We start from the raw sequence: 17,015 nt of genomic DNA on the forward strand, positions 1-17,015 counted from the left end.
AAAATAATCCATGAAAAAGTTAATTGCCCTAAGTTTAGCTTTAGTTTTACTAGTCTCTTGCAGCATAGATGATGATAGCAATAGTAACTATGGCTTTGAAGTTTTACCGGTAGAGAGCGTGGATATCCCTAGTGAGTTTGTATTAGGAGAAACATATCCTATAACGGTGACGTATTTAAAACCCACAGCATGTCATATTTTTAAAGAATTTTATTATTCTAAAAACCTAAATGAGCGTACTGTGGCACCAATAACATTGGTTTATGAAAATGATAATTGCGAAACTTTGGATAATGTTACGGAAGACGCTACTTTTAACTTTATTGTTACAAGTAACGGATCTTACATTTTCAAGTTTTGGCAAGGCGAGGATGAAAATGGAGAAGATCAATACTTAATTATTGAAGTGCCAGTAGTAGCAGAGTAAGTTTAAGTATTAATTAATCCCGTGTTTAATTTTGAGTTTAGATCAACTCATAGAAAGTTGCAAAATAAATAATACTAAAGCGCAAAGTGAATTGTATAAACTCTTTTCGAGCAAACTTTTCTCTGTGTGTTTAAAGTATTCGCGTAATTATGCCGAAGCAGAAGATAATCTGCAAGACGCGTTTATAACAATTTTCAAAAAAATTGATCAGTATAAAAACAAAGGCTCTTTTGAGGGCTGGTTAAAGCGGGTTACCATAAATACCGTATTACAAAAGTATAGAAGCGAAAAGGTTTTTGATATTATAAATGAAAATGTCATTGATGAAGTTGAATTAGACGTTGATGAGGAGTCTATCTCTATCGACTATCTTTTACGAATCATTCAAGAATTACCAGATAGGTATCGATTGGTTTTTAACCTATATGTGCTGGATGGTTATTCTCATAAAGACATAGCAGATATGCTAGATATAAACATTGGCACTTCAAAATCCAATTTAGCACGTGCTAGACAAATTTTGAAACAGACTATTGAAGATTACAAATCAACACAAAGTTTACAATCATTATAGATGAGTGATAAAAAACACATAGACAGGTTATTTCAAGAACACTTTAAAGATTTTGAAGCGACTCCTAGCAATGCCGTTTGGAAAAACATTGAAGCAGAACTTAACCAAGACAAGAAAAAGCGCCGTATCATACCCATATGGTGGCAATACGCAGGTGTTGCAGCGCTATTAGCATTGCTATTAACTGTTGGTGGCACTTATTTTTTCAATAAAGAAAACACCAACCCAATTAAAGTGGTTGACACTGAAGATGCTCAGACACGAAGCTCAAACCCTTCAAATGACACTAAAATTGCTGTTGAAAATGATAATCCCGTACAAAACAGTTTAGAAAATGATTCTCAAAATAACACTAAAGTTGCATCAAATACAACTAAAGAATCTCAAGAACCATCCATAGCAAATACTTCTTCTTCAACCAATAAAAATAAAAGCACGCATCAATCTGATATAGCCTCAAATAAAAAATCGAATATAAAAAACAGTATAACAACCTCAAACAATCATGCTTTTGCTTCAAATTCCGAAGAAAAAAATAAATCAACAAATACCGCTGTTACTAATAATTCTGAAAATAAAAACGAAACACCGAAAAACAGAGAATCACTAATCAACACCGAAAAAGCCAAAGAATTAATTAATAATGCTTCAAAAGACAGCACTGCTATTGCAAAGGCTGAAAACAAGGAAAAAAATTCATTGACCATAGAAGAAGCCTTAGACAGCAATAAAGATGTTGTTGAAAATGAGAAAAACAAAAACAAATGGCGTATTACTCCAAATGCAGCGCCTATTTATTTTAATAGTTTGGGCGAAGGTTCGTCCATAGACCCACAATTTAACAACAACTCTAAAACAGGGGAAGTTAATATGAGTTATGGTATTAGTGCTAGTTATGTTGTTAACGATAAAATAAAGATACGTTCGGGTATCAACAAAGTGAACTTGGGTTATAATACCAACAATGTAATTGTTTATCAATCGTTGGGAGTAAGTTCCAGTACGCGTGACCTACAAAATGTTAATGTGAGCACAAGTAACGCCTCCGATAATGTTTCGGTAATTAGTGGTGAAACTTTAAATGCAAAACCCGAAGCTTTTGCAACAACAAACACCTCTATCAATCAAGCTTTAGGCTATATTGAGGTGCCTTTAGAAATTCAGTACGCCCTTGTTAGCAATAAATTGGGTGTTAATGTTATTGGCGGCTTTAGTTCGTTCTTTTTAAGTGATAATAAAATATTTTCTGAAGCCGAAGGTGGTACAAGAACCTTTTTGGGAGAAGCAAACAATATAAATAAAGTAAGCTATAGTGCTAATTTTGGTGTTGGCTTTAACTATCAGGTCTCTAAAAAAATAGATTTGAATTTAGAGCCTATGTTTAAATATCAAATTAATACGTTTAATAATACTTCTGGTAATTTTACACCGTTTTTTATAGGTGTTTATACCGGATTCACCATTAAATTCTAGGTTTTTGGTTAGATCTGGGTATTGATTTTCATTAAGCTCGGAAATTAATATCGAAAAAGACTGCTCCCCCCAGAGCAGTTTTTTTTATTCATTGAAGGTTTGTAATTGTTTGAAAATAATGTTCCAGGCCTTTTTATTTAAAGCTTTGGTGTCTTCAACCTTTAAATTATCGGTCAATAAAAAATCATGGATTTTTACACGCATTATCCCAGGACTTCCGCTAAAAAAGGTATAGGAAAGTCGCTTTTTGTTATCTGCAAAAGTTATTGGTACAATAGGAATATGATGGTTAATGGCCAGCCGAAAAGCACCATCTTTAAATTCGTCTAACACAATATGTTCTTCTGGCACACCGCCTTCGGGAAAAATACAAATACTTACCCCTGTTTTCAATCGTTTCTGTGCTCTTAAAAAAACGGCTTTTCTGCTTTTTTCGGAACTTCTATCAACCAAAATACAGGTACGCTTATAGAAAAATCCAAATAACGGAATTTTAGTCAGCTCTTTTTTTCCAACAAAAACAAACGGGTTTTTCACCGAAACCAACATAAGCATAATGTCTGTCATAGAAGTATGATTGGCAATAAACATATAGCTTTTACTTTTTTCGGGCGTTTGCTCACTTTCAATCTTCCAATTAAAGCCCATACCAATTAAAATTATTTTAGCCCAAATACGAGCCAATTTAAAAAAGAATGGATACCACGATTCCTTTAAAATGGAAATTAAAAGTATGGGAAACATAATAAGTATTGGCATTGCTACAAGTATGTAGAACCAAATGCGGTATAAAATCCAGAATAGATATTTAAAAAACTTCATCGAACCCAAAAATACATAATTGTATTGAGCAATTCTATTAAAAAAATTACCTTTGCTCGACAAAGAAAACTTGATATTAACTTTAATGAGATTCCCACTTTCGTGGGAATGAAAATATGGCAAGAATACTTACAGGCATACAAAGTACGGGAACACCACATTTAGGAAATATTTTAGGCGCATTGATGCCCGCAATAAAAATGGCAAACAGCCCTGAAAACGAATCGTTTTTATTTATTGCCAATTTACATACCTTAACCCAAATTAAATATGCCGAAACACTAAAACAAAACACCTACTCGGTAGCGGCTACGTGGTTGGCGTTTGGATTGGATATTGAAAAAACGGTGTTTTATAGACAAAGTGATATTCCGCAAGTTACTGAGTTGTCCTGGTATTTAAGCTGCTTTTTCCCTTACCAACGCTTAACATTAGCGCATAGTTTTAAAGATAAAGCTGATAGATTGGAAGATGTAAACGCAGGTTTATTTTTCTATCCCATGCTTATGGCTGCCGATATTTTATTGTATGATGCCGAAATAATTCCTGTGGGGAAAGACCAATTGCAACATATTGAAATGACCCGCGATGTAGCGTCTCGTTTTCATGCGAAAATGGGAGACGTTTTTGTTTTGCCCGAAGGAAAAGTGGAGGAAAACATCATGCTTATTCCAGGTACCGATGGCGAAAAAATGAGTAAAAGTAGAGACAACACCATCAACATTTTTTTAGACGATAAAAAACTACGCAAACAGATAATGACCATTCAAACCGATAGCACACCGCTTGAAGAACCTAAAGACTGGAGTACCTGTAACTGTTTTGCTATTTATAGTTTGTTGGCAAACGAAGAACAAATTAAAACCATGAAAGCCAATTATGAAAATGGTAATTATGGTTATGGGCATGCCAAACAAGCCTTATTTGAATTAATTGTTGAAACATTTAAAACCCAACGCGAACGCTATAATTACTACATGAACAATCTTAACGAAATTGATGACGCATTAGCTATTGGTGCTGAAAAAGCTAGATTGGTTGCTAATGATGTTTTGAAACGTGTTAGGGAAAAGGTTGGGTATTAATTCCTGCGCAGGCAGGAATCTTGTCATCTTAAAAGTAAATAACAAATTTTTAAGAAAAAAGGGGGCTCATTTACTTAACTTAATACCAACCAGATAATTGAAGATAACACCTAGATTCAACATGCTCACTAGGAAACCATTTTGCAAGTGAAACCCTAATCAAAGTTCCCGCTGGAATTACAGGAATTGCTGGCAACACGCCTTTATAAGGTAATCTTTTATTTGTTTGAAGGAAACCTCTATTGTAGATATAATATTTTGCTCCATCATAAGTCAAATCTCTATCACAAATCCAAAACCCAACACTATTATTTGGTAAATTATTTGGATTATTTATATGACCACTTCCATTTCCAGTCCATCTTAAAAGTCCTCCAAATAATACATTAAAATCACCATCCCAAACTAAACAATTTTGACTAATGTAATTAATAATGTTGGGTATATTTCTGATAAGACCATTATTTCTATATATCCATACATCTTCAATATGTGGTGGTGCAGCTGGATTATTGTGATAGTCTAAATCCCATACTTGTCCAATTTGGTAAGGAGCAGTTAAAGGTTGATAGCTACCGATTGTTGTCATTAATCTAACAAATCTATTAGTTGCTATTTCTAGCCCTCCAATACAATAAGAATTTCCCCAACTAGTTTTTGATGTTACAAGTACTTCCAATATTAGATGTTTTTAATATTGAACTTATAATCATTACTCAATTTTTCCGCAACTATTGACCTATGACAGGCATTATATGATTCTTCAACACAAAATAATACAACGTTGTTTGCATTGTTCTTTTTTAAGTCATCTAGAAATTCAGCAAAATTAAAATAATTAATAATCTGATTTTTATATTCATTGATGAATACCTGTCCTAGAGATTTTCTATCTCTTTTTAACTCATGATTTTTTAAATCTGCTACCTTTTGCAACTCTCTAATTTCTGTAGTTGGAGCTAAATCTAGATAATGAAAATACTTAATTCCTAAATCGTTTAATTTGCTTTGAAGTTTTTTACTATTAACAAAAGAATATTTTGAACCTCTGACTCCACGTCTTTGGCGTATATCACAAAATACATCTATTTTATTAGTAATTAGTTTATGGAAGAATTCTTTTTCGTTAAAGTTATAAACTCCAATTGTATAAAAGTTCATAAAATGTTTAGATGTATGTTTTTCTAGAAGTTAAGCCTTCTTCTTCAAATAAATTGGAAAGACCCTTACCCTTAGTAAGTTCATATATTACTGTTTTTTGATCTTTTAATTTATTTGATACAATATGATTTAATGAAATATTATGTTCTAATAACTCTTGGCCTATCAATTTACTTCTATGACACTCTGCAGGATTAGACTCACTACACATTAAAGCAATTTTCATGTTCTCTTTATTTGCTTCAATTAAAACTTTTATTGCGTCTTGAAAAAAAGGTTTTTGTCTTATTTTAGAATAATCTACTTTTCCATTTGTGTAACAGCTTGGATCTTTGGGTAGCCCACCTAATTGTTCTCCCGCAAACATATAAGTAATCAAATGCTTTTTTAGATCTTCTTCAAGCAGAGGTCTATTAAATTGAGGATTAAATTTAGACATTGGGGAAGTTCTAACATCTAATAAATACTCAATATCATATTTTTTCAATTCATTAATAAATGAATCAATACTTTTATTCCCATGCCCAATTGAATAAATTACATCTGTCATATCTCAAAGTTAAGCTATAAAATTTATATAACAAAACCTATTCCACACACATTATGCGTCCTTCCTATGTCGTCGCATAAAAAAGTGCTCCATTAACATCGGATAAGAAACTTTTGAGATAAATTTTTTTCAAGAATCAATAGTATAAGCTTTAACTTTTATCCAAAGTTCAAATTATATAGAGTAGTACATTACAATTTATGAGATTCCTGCCTTCGCAGGAATTTTAGATAACCTCAAATAATTTCCCCGGTAACGGTCGAATAACACCTTTTAATTCCATATTCAGCAACACACCGGCTATTTTAAAAATTGGCAGGTCACAATTAATAGCAATCATGTCCAATTGTTGTTTTTCGTTATCTTTTAGGTAGTTATAAATTACTTTTTCGGTAGCATCCAACTCAACAAATAATTGTTTTTGTATGGCTGGTTTGTTTTCTTCTTCTAACTTCCAATTTAAAATATAAGGCACATCCAAAGCTGTAGTCATCATATGTGCTTTTTGATACTTGATTAAATTATTGCACCCTGTACTTTGTAAATCGGTAGTTCTTCCCGGAACCGCAAACACATCACGGTTATATGAATTTGCTATATCGGCGGTTACCAAGCTTCCACCTTTTTCGGCTGATTCTATAACAATAGTTGCTTCACTTAAACCAGCAATAACCCTGTTTCTTTTTAAAAAATTGTTTCTGTCAAAATTATCAGTACTCCAAAAATCGGTAAAAAAACCACCGTTTTTCTCTACATCAACCATATACTTTTTATGTACTGCTGGATAAATTTGGTTCATACCATGTGCTAAGCAACCAATGGTTTGCAAATTGTGCTTTAAAGCTGCTTTGTGTGCTGTTATATCTGTTCCATAAGCAAACCCTGAAACAATAACTGGATTATAAATTGCTAGTTTTTCTACCAAGTCTTCACAAAAGGCAACCCCACTTGTGGTAATTTTTCTAGACCCTACAATACTTATAATACGCTGCTGTTTCAAATGAATGTTTCCCGTTTGAAATAATATAATAGGCCCATCAATACAATGTTTTAATTTCTCGGGGTAGTTATCCTCTTTAAAAAAGGATACGTTTATATTGTTGTTTTTTATAAAATCGATTTCCTTTTCGGCTTCTTTTAAATGATTGGCTTTATTCAAATCACTTAGAGTAACACTTCCAATGCCATCAATTTTGAGTAAATTTTGTTTCTTTTCCTTTAAAACAGCTTCTGCAGTCCCGCAATGCGAAATAAGCCGTTTGGCCGTAATATCACCAATATTTGGTACATGTTGTAAGGCTAAGGTGTAAAGCAAATCATTATCAGTCATTCTATAGTGTTGATTTTGAAACTGCAATAAAAGAATTTTTACTCAATAATTGGGATTTAAAAATACCTGTGTTCTTTATAAAATTTAATTTTTTGTTTAAACTTCAACCAAGTATCCGTTTGATATGGCATTGTTAATAAATAATTCGTTCTATATTTTATCGATATCTATAATTTTTTAACTTTGTTTCTATGCAATTAGAAACCTACATAAGCGATTTACTCTATAGATATGAGTGTGTTACCATACCAGAGTTTGGTTCATTTTTAACGCAACGTGCATCTGCAACTATTGATGATGCTACCAATACCTTTTATCCACCAAAAAAAACGGTGTCGTTTAATGAGCAGATTCAAACGAATGATGGTTTATTGGCTCATTATATAGCCGATGTAGAAAAAATTCCTTTTGAAGTTGCGACTGATAAAATTGCAAAACGTGTTCATGCTATAAAATCGTATTTAACACAAGGTGAAACCATAACCTTTAAAAATATTGGTGACATTACCTTTAATAACGAAGGTAAAATTTTATTTGAACCTATTTATCAACTAAATTATTTAACTGATTCTTTTGGTTTATCTCAATTGGTATCACCAAAAGTTTCTCGAGAAATTTATAAAACAGAGGTTGAAGCTATTGAAAAAGTAATTCCGTTAACAATTACTCCTGAAAAACGCAAAGCCAAACCATATTTTAAATACGCTGCTGTAGCATTCATAGCCTTAACTTTAGGCGGATTGGTATCGTCTAAATATTATATAGACCAAATTGAGCAGCACAATCAAATCGCTCAAGAGGAGGCATTCCAGCAATTAGATGCTAAAATAGAACAAGCTACATTTAATTTAAATCCGCTTCCTGCCATTACTTTAAATGTTACCAAGCAATCTGGCAATTACCATGTTATTGCAGGTGCTTTTAGAGTTGAAGATAACTGCGAGTTAATTATTAGCCAATTAAAAGAGCAAGGTTTTAATGCCAGAACTATTGGCGTAAACAAGTACGGTTTACACGAAGTTGTTTATGGTAGCTATAAAACTGCTGAAGAGGCTTTAAAAGCGTTGCGCGACATAAGAAAAACGCATAACGAAGATGCTTGGTTATTGGTTAAGGATCTAGACCTGGTTGTAGAATAATTATACCATTTAATCTTTGAAATTACTGTAAAATAAAAGAATGATTTTTTTCTTTATACGAAAAATAAAATTCAAGCATAGCCATAGCTACGGTTGTATTTTATTTTGAAGTAGAAAGGAAAAAAGGGTGTTTTATTGCGGTCATTTCAAAGCTTAAATGGTATTATATCCCAAAAGACATCCTAAATTATAAAATCGTTTTACCTTTGCGACATAATTAAACATGTTGTGATGCAAGCAAAAACACCCGAACAATCTAAAACGATTCTTACCGATATGGTTTTACCTGGTGAAACCAACCCTTTAAACAACCTTTTTGGCGGCGAGCTATTGGCCCGTATGGACAGAGCTGCTAGTATTGCGGCGAGACGCCATAGTAGACGTATTGTTGTTACCGCATCTGTAAACCACGTCGCTTTTAGCAGAGCAGTGCCTTTAGGTAGTGTGGTAACCGTGGAGGCTAAAGTATCGCGTGCTTTTAAAACATCGATGGAAGTATTTATTGATGTTTGGATTGAAGACAGAGAATCTGGTGAGCGTACCAAAGCCAACGAAGGTATTTATACATTTGTGGCTGTAAATGATACTGGAAAGCCTGTATTGGTTCCTGAAGTACTGCCAGAAACCGACATCGAGAAACAACGTTTTGAAGCCGCTTTACGCCGTAAACAATTAAGTTTGTTGCTGTCAGGAAAAATAAAACCTAGTGAAGCGACAGAGCTAAAGGCATTGTTTGAATAGTTCTGTAAATTTGAAATACTAAGATTCCTGCTGAAGTTTATCTTGAGCTCCGCCGAAAGGCAGGAATTTTATAAAATCCTGAAACAAGTTCAGCAAGACTTCGTCACATTTTAAAAATCCAAGATGCTGGATTTTCGGTAGCTGTTCCTTTAGAAATTGAAAAACTTAAAATGGTTTCGCCATTTGAAGGATTTGTAAACACCTCTCCAATTACTTGTTTGGTAGTTACTTTATCACCTTCTTTAACATAAACCTCAGATAAGTTTTTATATAAGGTTAAATAATCACCATGACGAATCATTACAATGGGGTTTACGTTTTTCATTTTAAGTACCGCACTTACTTCACCATTAAAAACGGCATGTACTTTGGCTCCTTTTTCGGTAGCAATTCTTACCCCATTACTTTTAATGGTTAATGAATGATCTATGGGATGTGGTTGTGTCCCATAACCAAGCGTTACATAGCCTTTTTCTATTGGCCAAGGCAGTTTGCCTTTGTTCGCCACAAAATTAGCAGCTAAAACCTTTTCTTCTGGGGTTAAAGCGAACCCTGAAGAGCTTTTTGTAGTTGTAGCTCCAGATTTTTTGTTGGATTTTGCTATGGCTTCTTTAATAATTCGGTCTATTTCAGCATCAATTCTATCGGCCTCTCGTTGCTTTTGTTTTATTTGAGCCGCATAAACAGACAGATTCTTCTTGATAGCCTTCATTAATTCTTCATGCTGTTTACGCTCAGCTTCTAAAGTTTTTTGAACTTCTCTATTTTCGGCAATCAGTTTTTTCTTGGTTTCTTGTTGTTTTAACAAGTCTAAATTAATGGCTTGTAATTCGGCCGTTTTTGCTTTAATTGTTTCGCCTTGTTCTTTTTGATGGTCTGTATATTGCTTCATATACTGCAAACGCTTGTAGGCTTGTTTAAAATCGTTTGCAGAAAGCAGAAACATGATTCTGCTTTGTTGATTTTTGCTTTTATAAGACTTCACCATCATAGCAGCATAATCTTCCTTTAAAACCTTTAATTCGTCTCTCAAACTCGATATTTTTCTTTGATTATAATTAATATCGCGTGTTAATAAATTGGCTTGTTGGTTGGTGACCTTAATCAAATTATCCAACACACTTATTTTATGTTTGAAATCTTGAATTAATGTTAATTGCGACTTTTGCTTACTCTGGTTTTCTGCGCGTAATTGGGCTATTTTCTGAATCTCCAGACGAAGTTCTTGCCTACGTGCCTCAAGTTCCTGTTGTTTTGCGCTTTGGGAAAACACAAAAGCACTACAAAACATAAGGCTTAGCAGTAATATTATTTTAAATGGTTGTTTATTTTGTAACATTAAAGTTTTATTTCTTTAAAACCTGAGGGTATTTTATACGGAAAACCTAAATCTTCATTTAAAGTAATGTTTTTAAATTCTAAATCTATAATGGTTTCATTATTGGCTTCAACAGCAATAACTTTTATACGCTCGGGCAATGTTTGTTTTTCTACTTCTTGATACGATAAATAATCTATCTGTAAGTGTCTAAATTCTTTTGGTTGCGATACTTGCTGCGATTTTATTTTGAAAAGAACGGGGTCTAACAAAAAAAAAATCTCAAACAGTTCGCGCTGTTGTTTTGGTTGTAAAATGTATGCTTCATCTGTCACCGAAACTTCGTAAGTATTCGCATCTAAATTAAAAATAGCGTCTCCTAATAGTAAATTTTGAACCTTTTGAAAATCCAATTCAGTACCCAACAAATCACTTAAATATTTATAATCACCTTCAAAATAAGTGTTGTCCAATTTATTATAGAAACTCACTTTTTCGGGAGTAATTAATGCTTTTACTACCGAAAACGCCGCACTTATCCATAACACTTCGTCTTTTTTTGCTCTAAAATTTACAGTATAAGACTGTTCTTTACCGTCTTGACTATAGGTTATTCTAAGTTTAGATTGTAGTGTTTTAAAGTGTGGTGTTTTTTTGTCGTTTTCTTTTAAAAGTTGTTTTGCGTTTAAATTTAAATTTGCCTCACCTCCATCAATAGTTTTAGAAGATTTACATTGACATACCAATAAAACTAAAAGGAATAAAACGGCGTGCTTAAGTAGGTTCATTAATTTGAAGTTTCTAATTGTTTTACTTTATCACTAAACGCTTTTGCTTTTGCTGTATTGCTTAATAAGCTGTATGATATACTTAATTGATTATAAAAATCGATTTCCATTTTGTTATCATCAATTATAAAATCCAATCCCGTTTCTAAAACATCGGCCGCCTTTTTGGGTTGATTTAATTGATTTAATGCCACTCCATTAATTAAATAAAACAACGGCTGTGCTGGATATTTTTGAATCACTTCATAGCTCTTTTTCTCTGCCAAATTAAACTTTTGCAAATCTATGTAAAGTAACAATACATTTCGAAGCACATTAAAGTTTTCTCCATCAATTTTTAATGCTGATTCAAAATACTCTAAAGCCTTCGGTTTATTGCTTTTCACTAAATAATATTGCCCAAGCTCTGTAAGGGTTTTGCTGCTATTACTATTGTCCACTAAAGCTGTTGCTTCTACTAAATCGGCTTCATATTGCGGATTGTTACCAACAAACTGAACAAAATCTGTAAGCACTTTAAGCTTTGCTTCTGGCTTTATTTCAGGGCTCTTAACCACAATTTTCATCGATTCAATTGCTTTTTCGGCATTGTTATCATCCAAATAAAACTTATATAATGCTAAATGAACAATCTGGGAATTGGGATTGATTTTTAACAGCTCTTTAGCCGTTTCAAACGCTTTTTCTTGTTCGTTGTTTTCACTATAGCGAAAGATGAGCTGCAGATAATTGGATTCTTTATCCGGATTATCTTCTACACGTGCTTCTAAGTTTTTAATCTGGTCTTTTTTGCGGCCCGTAGCTTCATAAATTTGGTTACGCATAAAATCTCGCTCTACCGAAATACCAAATTCAGCATCTAACTCATCCAAAATTTTTAAAGCATCTTTATACTCCTTGGTTTTTACATATAATGCCGCTAAATTCTCTTTATAATCGGTGTGGAATTTCACCAATTGCTTAACGGTTTTAATGGCTTTATCAAACTCACTTTGTTCCATGTAAAATCCGTAAAGTGCATCTAAAAACCACTCGTTATCGGGTGCTTTACTTACAGCTTTTTTTAAGGCATCTTCGGCTGCACCAAAATTTTTAAGCTTCATATAGTTTTTACCCAATTCATAATATAAAACAGGCACCGAATTATCTAATTCAATACATTTTAAAAGCGCATCTACCGATCGGTCGTAATTTTCAATCCCTTTTTGCTTTAAAGCTTCGTAAAAAAGTTCTTGAAATTTGTCTTCTACATTGCCTAGATCGTCATCGGGCTTTTTATTAAAATCTACTTGGGCATAATTCACCTGCGGAAAAATGAGTATTCCGAAGAGCAAAATGAGTATGTAGATTTTTTGTTTCATAAATGCCTGCGCAGGCAGGTATCTTAATATTATTCTCTTAATTTATTATAATTTAAGTTCTAATTTAAACTCAGATCTGTCCAACTAGGGTTCATTTCTTCTATGAGCTTAATTTTCCAATCTCTTTTCCATTTTTTAAACTGTTTTTCTCTTAAAGTAGCTTTAATACCGTTTTGAAATTCTTCGAAATAAACAAGCATACCACAATTGTACTTTGCCGTAAAGGACTTAGGATATACTTTTAATTTATGTTCCTTTACTCGCTCGTCAATGTTATCTGTTATTCCTATTATAAAACTCCATTTGGTTTATTTGCCATGATTATTCCAACACCGAATAATCACCAATACTTACACTAGTAAACTTACCATCATATTTTACATGATTACCAATCATCGCCTCGTCTAAATTAGCATTTTTGATGGTGGTATGTGTTTGTATTAAGCTATTTTTAACGGTTGAATTTTCAATAACACTGTTATTTCCAATAGATACATGAGGGCCAACTGTACTGTTTTTAAGCACCACATGTTCGCCAATAAAACAAGGTTCGATAATTTTTGAATCATGTAATTTCGCCGAAGTTGCCACTAATTGCTCTTCGCCATCAGCCTTTAAAAAGCCCAACATTCTTGCATTGGTTTCAATAGTTATGGCTTTGTTTCCACAATCCATCCACTCATCAACGGTGCCTGTTTTAAATACTTTACCGTCTGCCATCATACGTTTTATACCATCGTTAATTTGGTATTCACCTCCATTGGTAACGTTCTCATCTAAAATTTGTTGTAGTTTTTCTTTTAAAATAGCGACATCTTTAAAGTAATAAATACCAATAACGGCTTGGTCGCTTACAAAATTTTCAGGTTTTTCAACTAATTCAACAATCTCTTGGTTGGCATTTAATTTCACAACTCCGTAAGCTTCTGGATTATCTACTTGTTTGGTCCAAATAACGCTATCCGCTGCTGGGTCTAAATCAAATTCTGCTCTAATCAACGTATCGGCATAAGCGATTACCGCAGGCCCTGATAAAGATGGTTTTGCACACATAATAGCATGACCTGTTCCCAACGGTAAATCTTGACGGTAAATAGATGCTTTTGCTCCTAAATCGGTTGCTAGTTTCTCTAAACTTTCAACAACATCGTCACCAAAAAAAGCAGGATCACCTAAAACAAAGGCAATTTCATCAATAGGTTGTTTTAAAACTTTGGCAATGTCCTTTACTAAACGATGCACTATGGGTTGACCCGCCACCGGAATTAAAGGTTTTGGCACGGTTAAACTATGTGGGCGTAGACGAGAACCACGTCCTGCCATTGGTACTATTATTTTCATATAAATGCCTGCGAAAGCAGGTATCTTTTAAAGGTTAGACTTATCTTTATTCTCTTAATTTATTAAAATTTAGATTCCAATTTATGCTCAAATCAGACCAACTTGGATTCATTTCTTGAATGAGTTTAATTTTCCAATCTCTTTTCCATTTCTTAAATTGCTTTTCTCTTAATAAAGCTTTATTGCCGTTTTCAAATTCTTCGAAATAAACAAGCATACCACAATTGTACTTTGCCGTAAAGGACTTAGGATATACTTTTAATTTATGTTCCTTTACTCGCTCGTCAATGTTATCTGTTATTCCTATATATAAAACTCCATTTGGTTTATTTGCCATGATATATACATACCAATGCTTCATTCTTTTTTATATGAGATTCCTGCCTTCGCAGGAATTATTTTATCCCAGTACTTCCAAAACCACCTTCTCCTCGAACGGTTTCCGAAAGTTCTTCAACGGCAACCCATTCTGCACGGTCGTGTTTAGCAATTACTAATTGGGCAATGCGTTCGCCATTTTCTATGGTAAAATCTTCGTTGGAGAGGTTTACTAAAATCACTCCTATTTCACCTCTGTAATCAGCATCAATAGTTCCTGGCGCATTTAAAACGGTAATGCCTTTTTTAGCAGCTAATCCACTACGTGGACGTACTTGTGCTTCGTAACCTATTGGTAATTCTATGAATAAACCAGTACCCACTACGCTTCTTTCTAAAGGTTTTAGTGTTCTCGATTCCGATAAATTGGCTCGTAAATCCATTCCTGCCGATGCCACCGTTTCATAATGTGGCAAAGCATGATTCGATTTGTTTATTATTTTAATTTGCATGTTATTTTTTTAAAAGCTTTTTTATTTGATTTTTTTCTGAAAAATAGACAATAGTCAAAAATACAATTAACAATGGAATTCCAACAAGATAATTTTCCCTAAAAACATAAAAAGATAGGAATGAAAACAGGATAGAAATGGATAAATACAATGCTATTTTTTTCAAATCATAAGGAATTGGATAATATTTACTTCCAAAATAATAGGATAAAAACATCATCAAACCATAGGCAGAAAGCGTCGCAATAGCAGAGCCTTTATAGCTCATCACAGGAATTAACCAAAAATTTAAAGCCAAGGTCACCAATGCACCAAAGACCGAAATATAGGCTCCGAACTTTGTGCGATCCGTAATTTTGTACCAAACTGATAAATTATGATAAATTCCCAAACAGAAATTGGCCAACAAAATAATTGGAACAACCCACATCGCTTCGTAATAGGCTTCGTCTCTTATGACTATCGGTTTTATAATATCTGCAAAAACAACAACCGATAGTAAAATGATAGAACCAAAAGCCACAAAAAAGTTTAAGATTTTCGCATAATTGTTTTGAGGGTTTTCGCTTTTAGAATGACTGAAAAAGTAGGGTTCAATGCCTAATCTATAAGCTGTGGCAAAAAGCGTCATAAATAATGCTAATTTGTAGCATGCAGAATACATTCCAATCTCGGTTTCCGCAATGTTTTCTGGTAATAATTTATCTAATAAAATACGGTCAAAGGTTTCATTAATAGAAAATGCAACCCCTGCAATTAATACCGGAAACGCATAACGCATCATGGTTTTCCATAAACCAGCATTAAACACATATTTTATTTTGGTATAAAACAATGCCATTAAAAGCAACGTAATCCCACTTGCTATTAGGTTTGCAATGAATATATAACTGATTTCAAAATTTGGTTTATAAATACTTTCAAAAAAGGAATTGTGTATGGCCAACTTTTTTAACGCTAGTAGGAAAAACAAATTCAATCCTAAATTAACAACAACATTAAATATTTTAATAACCGCATATCGCATGGGACGTTGTGTAGCTCTTAACCAAGCAAAAGGAATAATAACCAAAGCATCGAATAGCAGAATCCAGATGACAAGATTGATGTATTTAACGTCAATATCAATATAACTTGCTATTTGATTTTGAAAAATTAAGGCTATTACAAAAAACAGAAAGGAAGATATTATAAGAGAAATTGCAGAAGTGCCTGTTACAGCATCTTTATCTTCATCCTTGTTGAAAAACCTAAAAAAAGCGGTTTCCATCCCATAAGCCAAAACCACATTAAATAGCACAAAATAGGAGAAAATAATATTAATTTTTCCATATTCGGCCACCGAAGACAAAACCCCTTTTGTAGTATAGAGAGGCACTAATATAAAGCTAAGCATTCTAGGAAGCACCGTAGCTAATCCGTAAATAAAAGTCTGCTTAAATAATGTTTTGAGTCCGCTCAAGGATTACTTTTTTATCTTGCTAAAAATACGTTTTTAGCCAATGCAAACCAAAGATAAATTATTGGTTCTAAGGGAAGGTTTCCCTAAATTATAACGCTTCCTTTTTATTGATTTTCCCAATTTTAAAATACTTTACTTTATTGGATGTTTTGTAGCTCACAATGCATTCGTCTTCTTTAAGTTCAAAACGTGGCTTGTTAGGTATTCTTGGAGCTTTATTACCATATTCTGCATGCGGTTCGATGCTCATTATGATATCATTTTTTAAAGCCGTTTTAGATTCTAACCGACCCATATAAACGGTGTCGTTTACAAATTCTAATTTTGCTTCTTTCCCCTGAAAATAAACACTGTCTAGCATGATATTATTGGGGTTTTCTTGAAGCGTTATAAAAATAGTCACTCCGGAGCCGCCTCCTTTCACATCTGCTACCCTTTCTTGGTAATAAACATCACCTATTCCAAATGGTAAGTTGGTTTCAAGTTGTTTCCCTGTAGCACAATGTGAAAAAACCGCCATAATGACAAACATAAAAACTAAAAAAAGTAGGTTTCTGAATAATCCCATCTTTACAAATATTGGTATTGAAGTGGTTTAAACTTTTTCGATTGA

At 33.2% G+C, this 17,015-nt stretch carries 20 protein-coding genes; 6 read left to right on the forward strand and 14 right to left on the reverse strand.

What is annotated here, in order from left to right; translation table 11 throughout:
- Positions 1-10: 10 nt before the first annotated feature.
- From CJ739_RS07070 to CJ739_RS07080, 3 genes are read left to right on the forward strand one after another with little or no spacing between them, the layout of a single operon-like run.
- The gene (locus CJ739_RS07070; protein WP_117173786.1) at positions 11-427 is read left to right on the forward strand and encodes a hypothetical protein; all 417 of its coding nucleotides are present in this window, start codon (positions 11-13) and stop codon (positions 425-427) included.
- A 31-nt stretch (positions 428-458) separates the two neighbouring features.
- Entirely contained in the window at positions 459-1,001 is a 543-nt protein-coding gene (locus tag CJ739_RS07075; protein ID WP_117173788.1) for an RNA polymerase sigma factor, read from the forward strand.
- The gene (locus CJ739_RS07080; RefSeq protein WP_117173790.1) at positions 1,002-2,474 is read left to right on the forward strand and encodes a hypothetical protein; all 1,473 of its coding nucleotides are present in this window, start codon (positions 1,002-1,004) and stop codon (positions 2,472-2,474) included. It begins immediately after the preceding gene.
- 84 nt (positions 2,475-2,558) lie between these two features.
- On the opposite strand, the gene CJ739_RS07085 is transcribed toward CJ739_RS07080, so the two are convergent.
- Positions 2,559-3,296 (reverse strand): lysophospholipid acyltransferase family protein, encoded by a 738-nt coding sequence (locus CJ739_RS07085; RefSeq protein ID WP_117173793.1) that lies wholly within the window; start codon positions 3,294-3,296, stop codon positions 2,559-2,561.
- A 116-nt stretch (positions 3,297-3,412) separates the two neighbouring features.
- On the opposite strand from CJ739_RS07085, the gene trpS reads away from it, so the two are divergent.
- Positions 3,413-4,381, forward strand: coding sequence for a tryptophan--tRNA ligase (gene trpS / locus CJ739_RS07090; RefSeq protein ID WP_117173795.1), 969 nt, complete (start codon positions 3,413-3,415; stop codon positions 4,379-4,381).
- Positions 4,382-4,460: 79 nt separating this feature from the next.
- Here trpS and CJ739_RS07095 read toward each other — a convergent pair whose 3' ends face one another.
- The 4 genes from CJ739_RS07095 to dprA form a co-directional block, all read right to left on the reverse strand.
- Positions 4,461-5,060 carry a dual OB domain-containing protein gene (locus CJ739_RS07095; RefSeq protein ID WP_117173797.1) on the reverse strand — a complete coding sequence of 200 codons (600 nt, stop codon included), beginning with the start codon at positions 5,058-5,060 and terminating at the stop codon, positions 4,461-4,463.
- 2 nt (positions 5,061-5,062) lie between these two features.
- A complete protein-coding gene (locus CJ739_RS07100) occupies positions 5,063-5,542 on the reverse strand; it encodes a DUF488 domain-containing protein (protein ID WP_117173799.1) in 480 nt (159 codons plus the stop codon).
- Between the two features lie 7 nt (positions 5,543-5,549).
- Positions 5,550-6,092, reverse strand: a complete 543-nt coding sequence (locus tag CJ739_RS07105) for a DUF488 domain-containing protein (protein ID WP_117173801.1) — start codon at positions 6,090-6,092, stop codon at positions 5,550-5,552.
- Positions 6,093-6,318: 226 nt separating this feature from the next.
- Positions 6,319-7,422 carry a DNA-processing protein DprA gene (gene dprA, locus CJ739_RS07110; protein WP_117173803.1) on the reverse strand — a complete coding sequence of 368 codons (1,104 nt, stop codon included), beginning with the start codon at positions 7,420-7,422 and terminating at the stop codon, positions 6,319-6,321.
- A gap of 191 nt (positions 7,423-7,613) precedes the next feature.
- On the opposite strand from dprA, the gene CJ739_RS07115 reads away from it, so the two are divergent.
- Positions 7,614-8,561, forward strand: a complete 948-nt coding sequence (locus tag CJ739_RS07115) for an HU domain-containing protein (protein WP_117173806.1) — start codon at positions 7,614-7,616, stop codon at positions 8,559-8,561.
- 231 nt (positions 8,562-8,792) lie between these two features.
- Positions 8,793-9,302 carry an acyl-CoA thioesterase gene (locus CJ739_RS07120; RefSeq protein ID WP_117173808.1) on the forward strand — a complete coding sequence of 170 codons (510 nt, stop codon included), beginning with the start codon at positions 8,793-8,795 and terminating at the stop codon, positions 9,300-9,302.
- Positions 9,303-9,405: 103 nt separating this feature from the next.
- Here CJ739_RS07120 and CJ739_RS07125 read toward each other — a convergent pair whose 3' ends face one another.
- The 9 genes from CJ739_RS07125 to CJ739_RS07165 all read right to left on the reverse strand — a co-directional run bounded on the left by CJ739_RS07125 (position 9,406) and on the right by CJ739_RS07165 (position 16,970).
- Positions 9,406-10,641 (reverse strand): murein hydrolase activator EnvC family protein, encoded by a 1,236-nt coding sequence (locus CJ739_RS07125; RefSeq protein WP_117173810.1) that lies wholly within the window; start codon positions 10,639-10,641, stop codon positions 9,406-9,408.
- Positions 10,641-11,408 carry a lipoprotein insertase outer membrane protein LolB1 gene (gene lolB1 / locus CJ739_RS07130; protein ID WP_117173812.1) on the reverse strand — a complete coding sequence of 256 codons (768 nt, stop codon included), beginning with the start codon at positions 11,406-11,408 and terminating at the stop codon, positions 10,641-10,643. Before lolB1 ends, CJ739_RS07125 begins: the two co-directional genes overlap by 1 nt.
- Positions 11,408-12,769, reverse strand: a complete 1,362-nt coding sequence (locus CJ739_RS07135) for a tetratricopeptide repeat protein (RefSeq protein WP_117173814.1) — start codon at positions 12,767-12,769, stop codon at positions 11,408-11,410. Before CJ739_RS07135 ends, lolB1 begins: the two co-directional genes overlap by 1 nt.
- A gap of 59 nt (positions 12,770-12,828) precedes the next feature.
- Positions 12,829-13,062 (reverse strand): GIY-YIG nuclease family protein, encoded by a 234-nt coding sequence (locus CJ739_RS07140; RefSeq protein WP_117173816.1) that lies wholly within the window; start codon positions 13,060-13,062, stop codon positions 12,829-12,831.
- A 28-nt stretch (positions 13,063-13,090) separates the two neighbouring features.
- Complete coding sequence (locus CJ739_RS07145; RefSeq protein ID WP_117173818.1) at positions 13,091-14,110, reverse strand: sugar phosphate nucleotidyltransferase; 1,020 nt, start codon at positions 14,108-14,110, stop codon at positions 13,091-13,093.
- A 46-nt stretch (positions 14,111-14,156) separates the two neighbouring features.
- Positions 14,157-14,471 (reverse strand): GIY-YIG nuclease family protein, encoded by a 315-nt coding sequence (locus tag CJ739_RS07150; RefSeq protein WP_117173820.1) that lies wholly within the window; start codon positions 14,469-14,471, stop codon positions 14,157-14,159.
- Positions 14,472-14,505: 34 nt separating this feature from the next.
- Entirely contained in the window at positions 14,506-14,940 is a 435-nt protein-coding gene (dut, locus tag CJ739_RS07155) for a dUTP diphosphatase (protein WP_117173822.1), read from the reverse strand.
- A 1-nt stretch (position 14,941) separates the two neighbouring features.
- Positions 14,942-16,402, reverse strand: a complete 1,461-nt coding sequence (locus CJ739_RS07160; RefSeq protein ID WP_117173824.1) for an oligosaccharide flippase family protein — start codon at positions 16,400-16,402, stop codon at positions 14,942-14,944.
- 88 nt (positions 16,403-16,490) lie between these two features.
- Positions 16,491-16,970, reverse strand: a complete 480-nt coding sequence (locus tag CJ739_RS07165; protein ID WP_117173826.1) for a hypothetical protein — start codon at positions 16,968-16,970, stop codon at positions 16,491-16,493.
- Positions 16,971-17,015 lie beyond the last annotated feature (45 nt).

This window comes from Mariniflexile sp. TRM1-10, assembly GCF_003425985.1.
Classification (GTDB): domain Bacteria; phylum Bacteroidota; class Bacteroidia; order Flavobacteriales; family Flavobacteriaceae; genus Mariniflexile.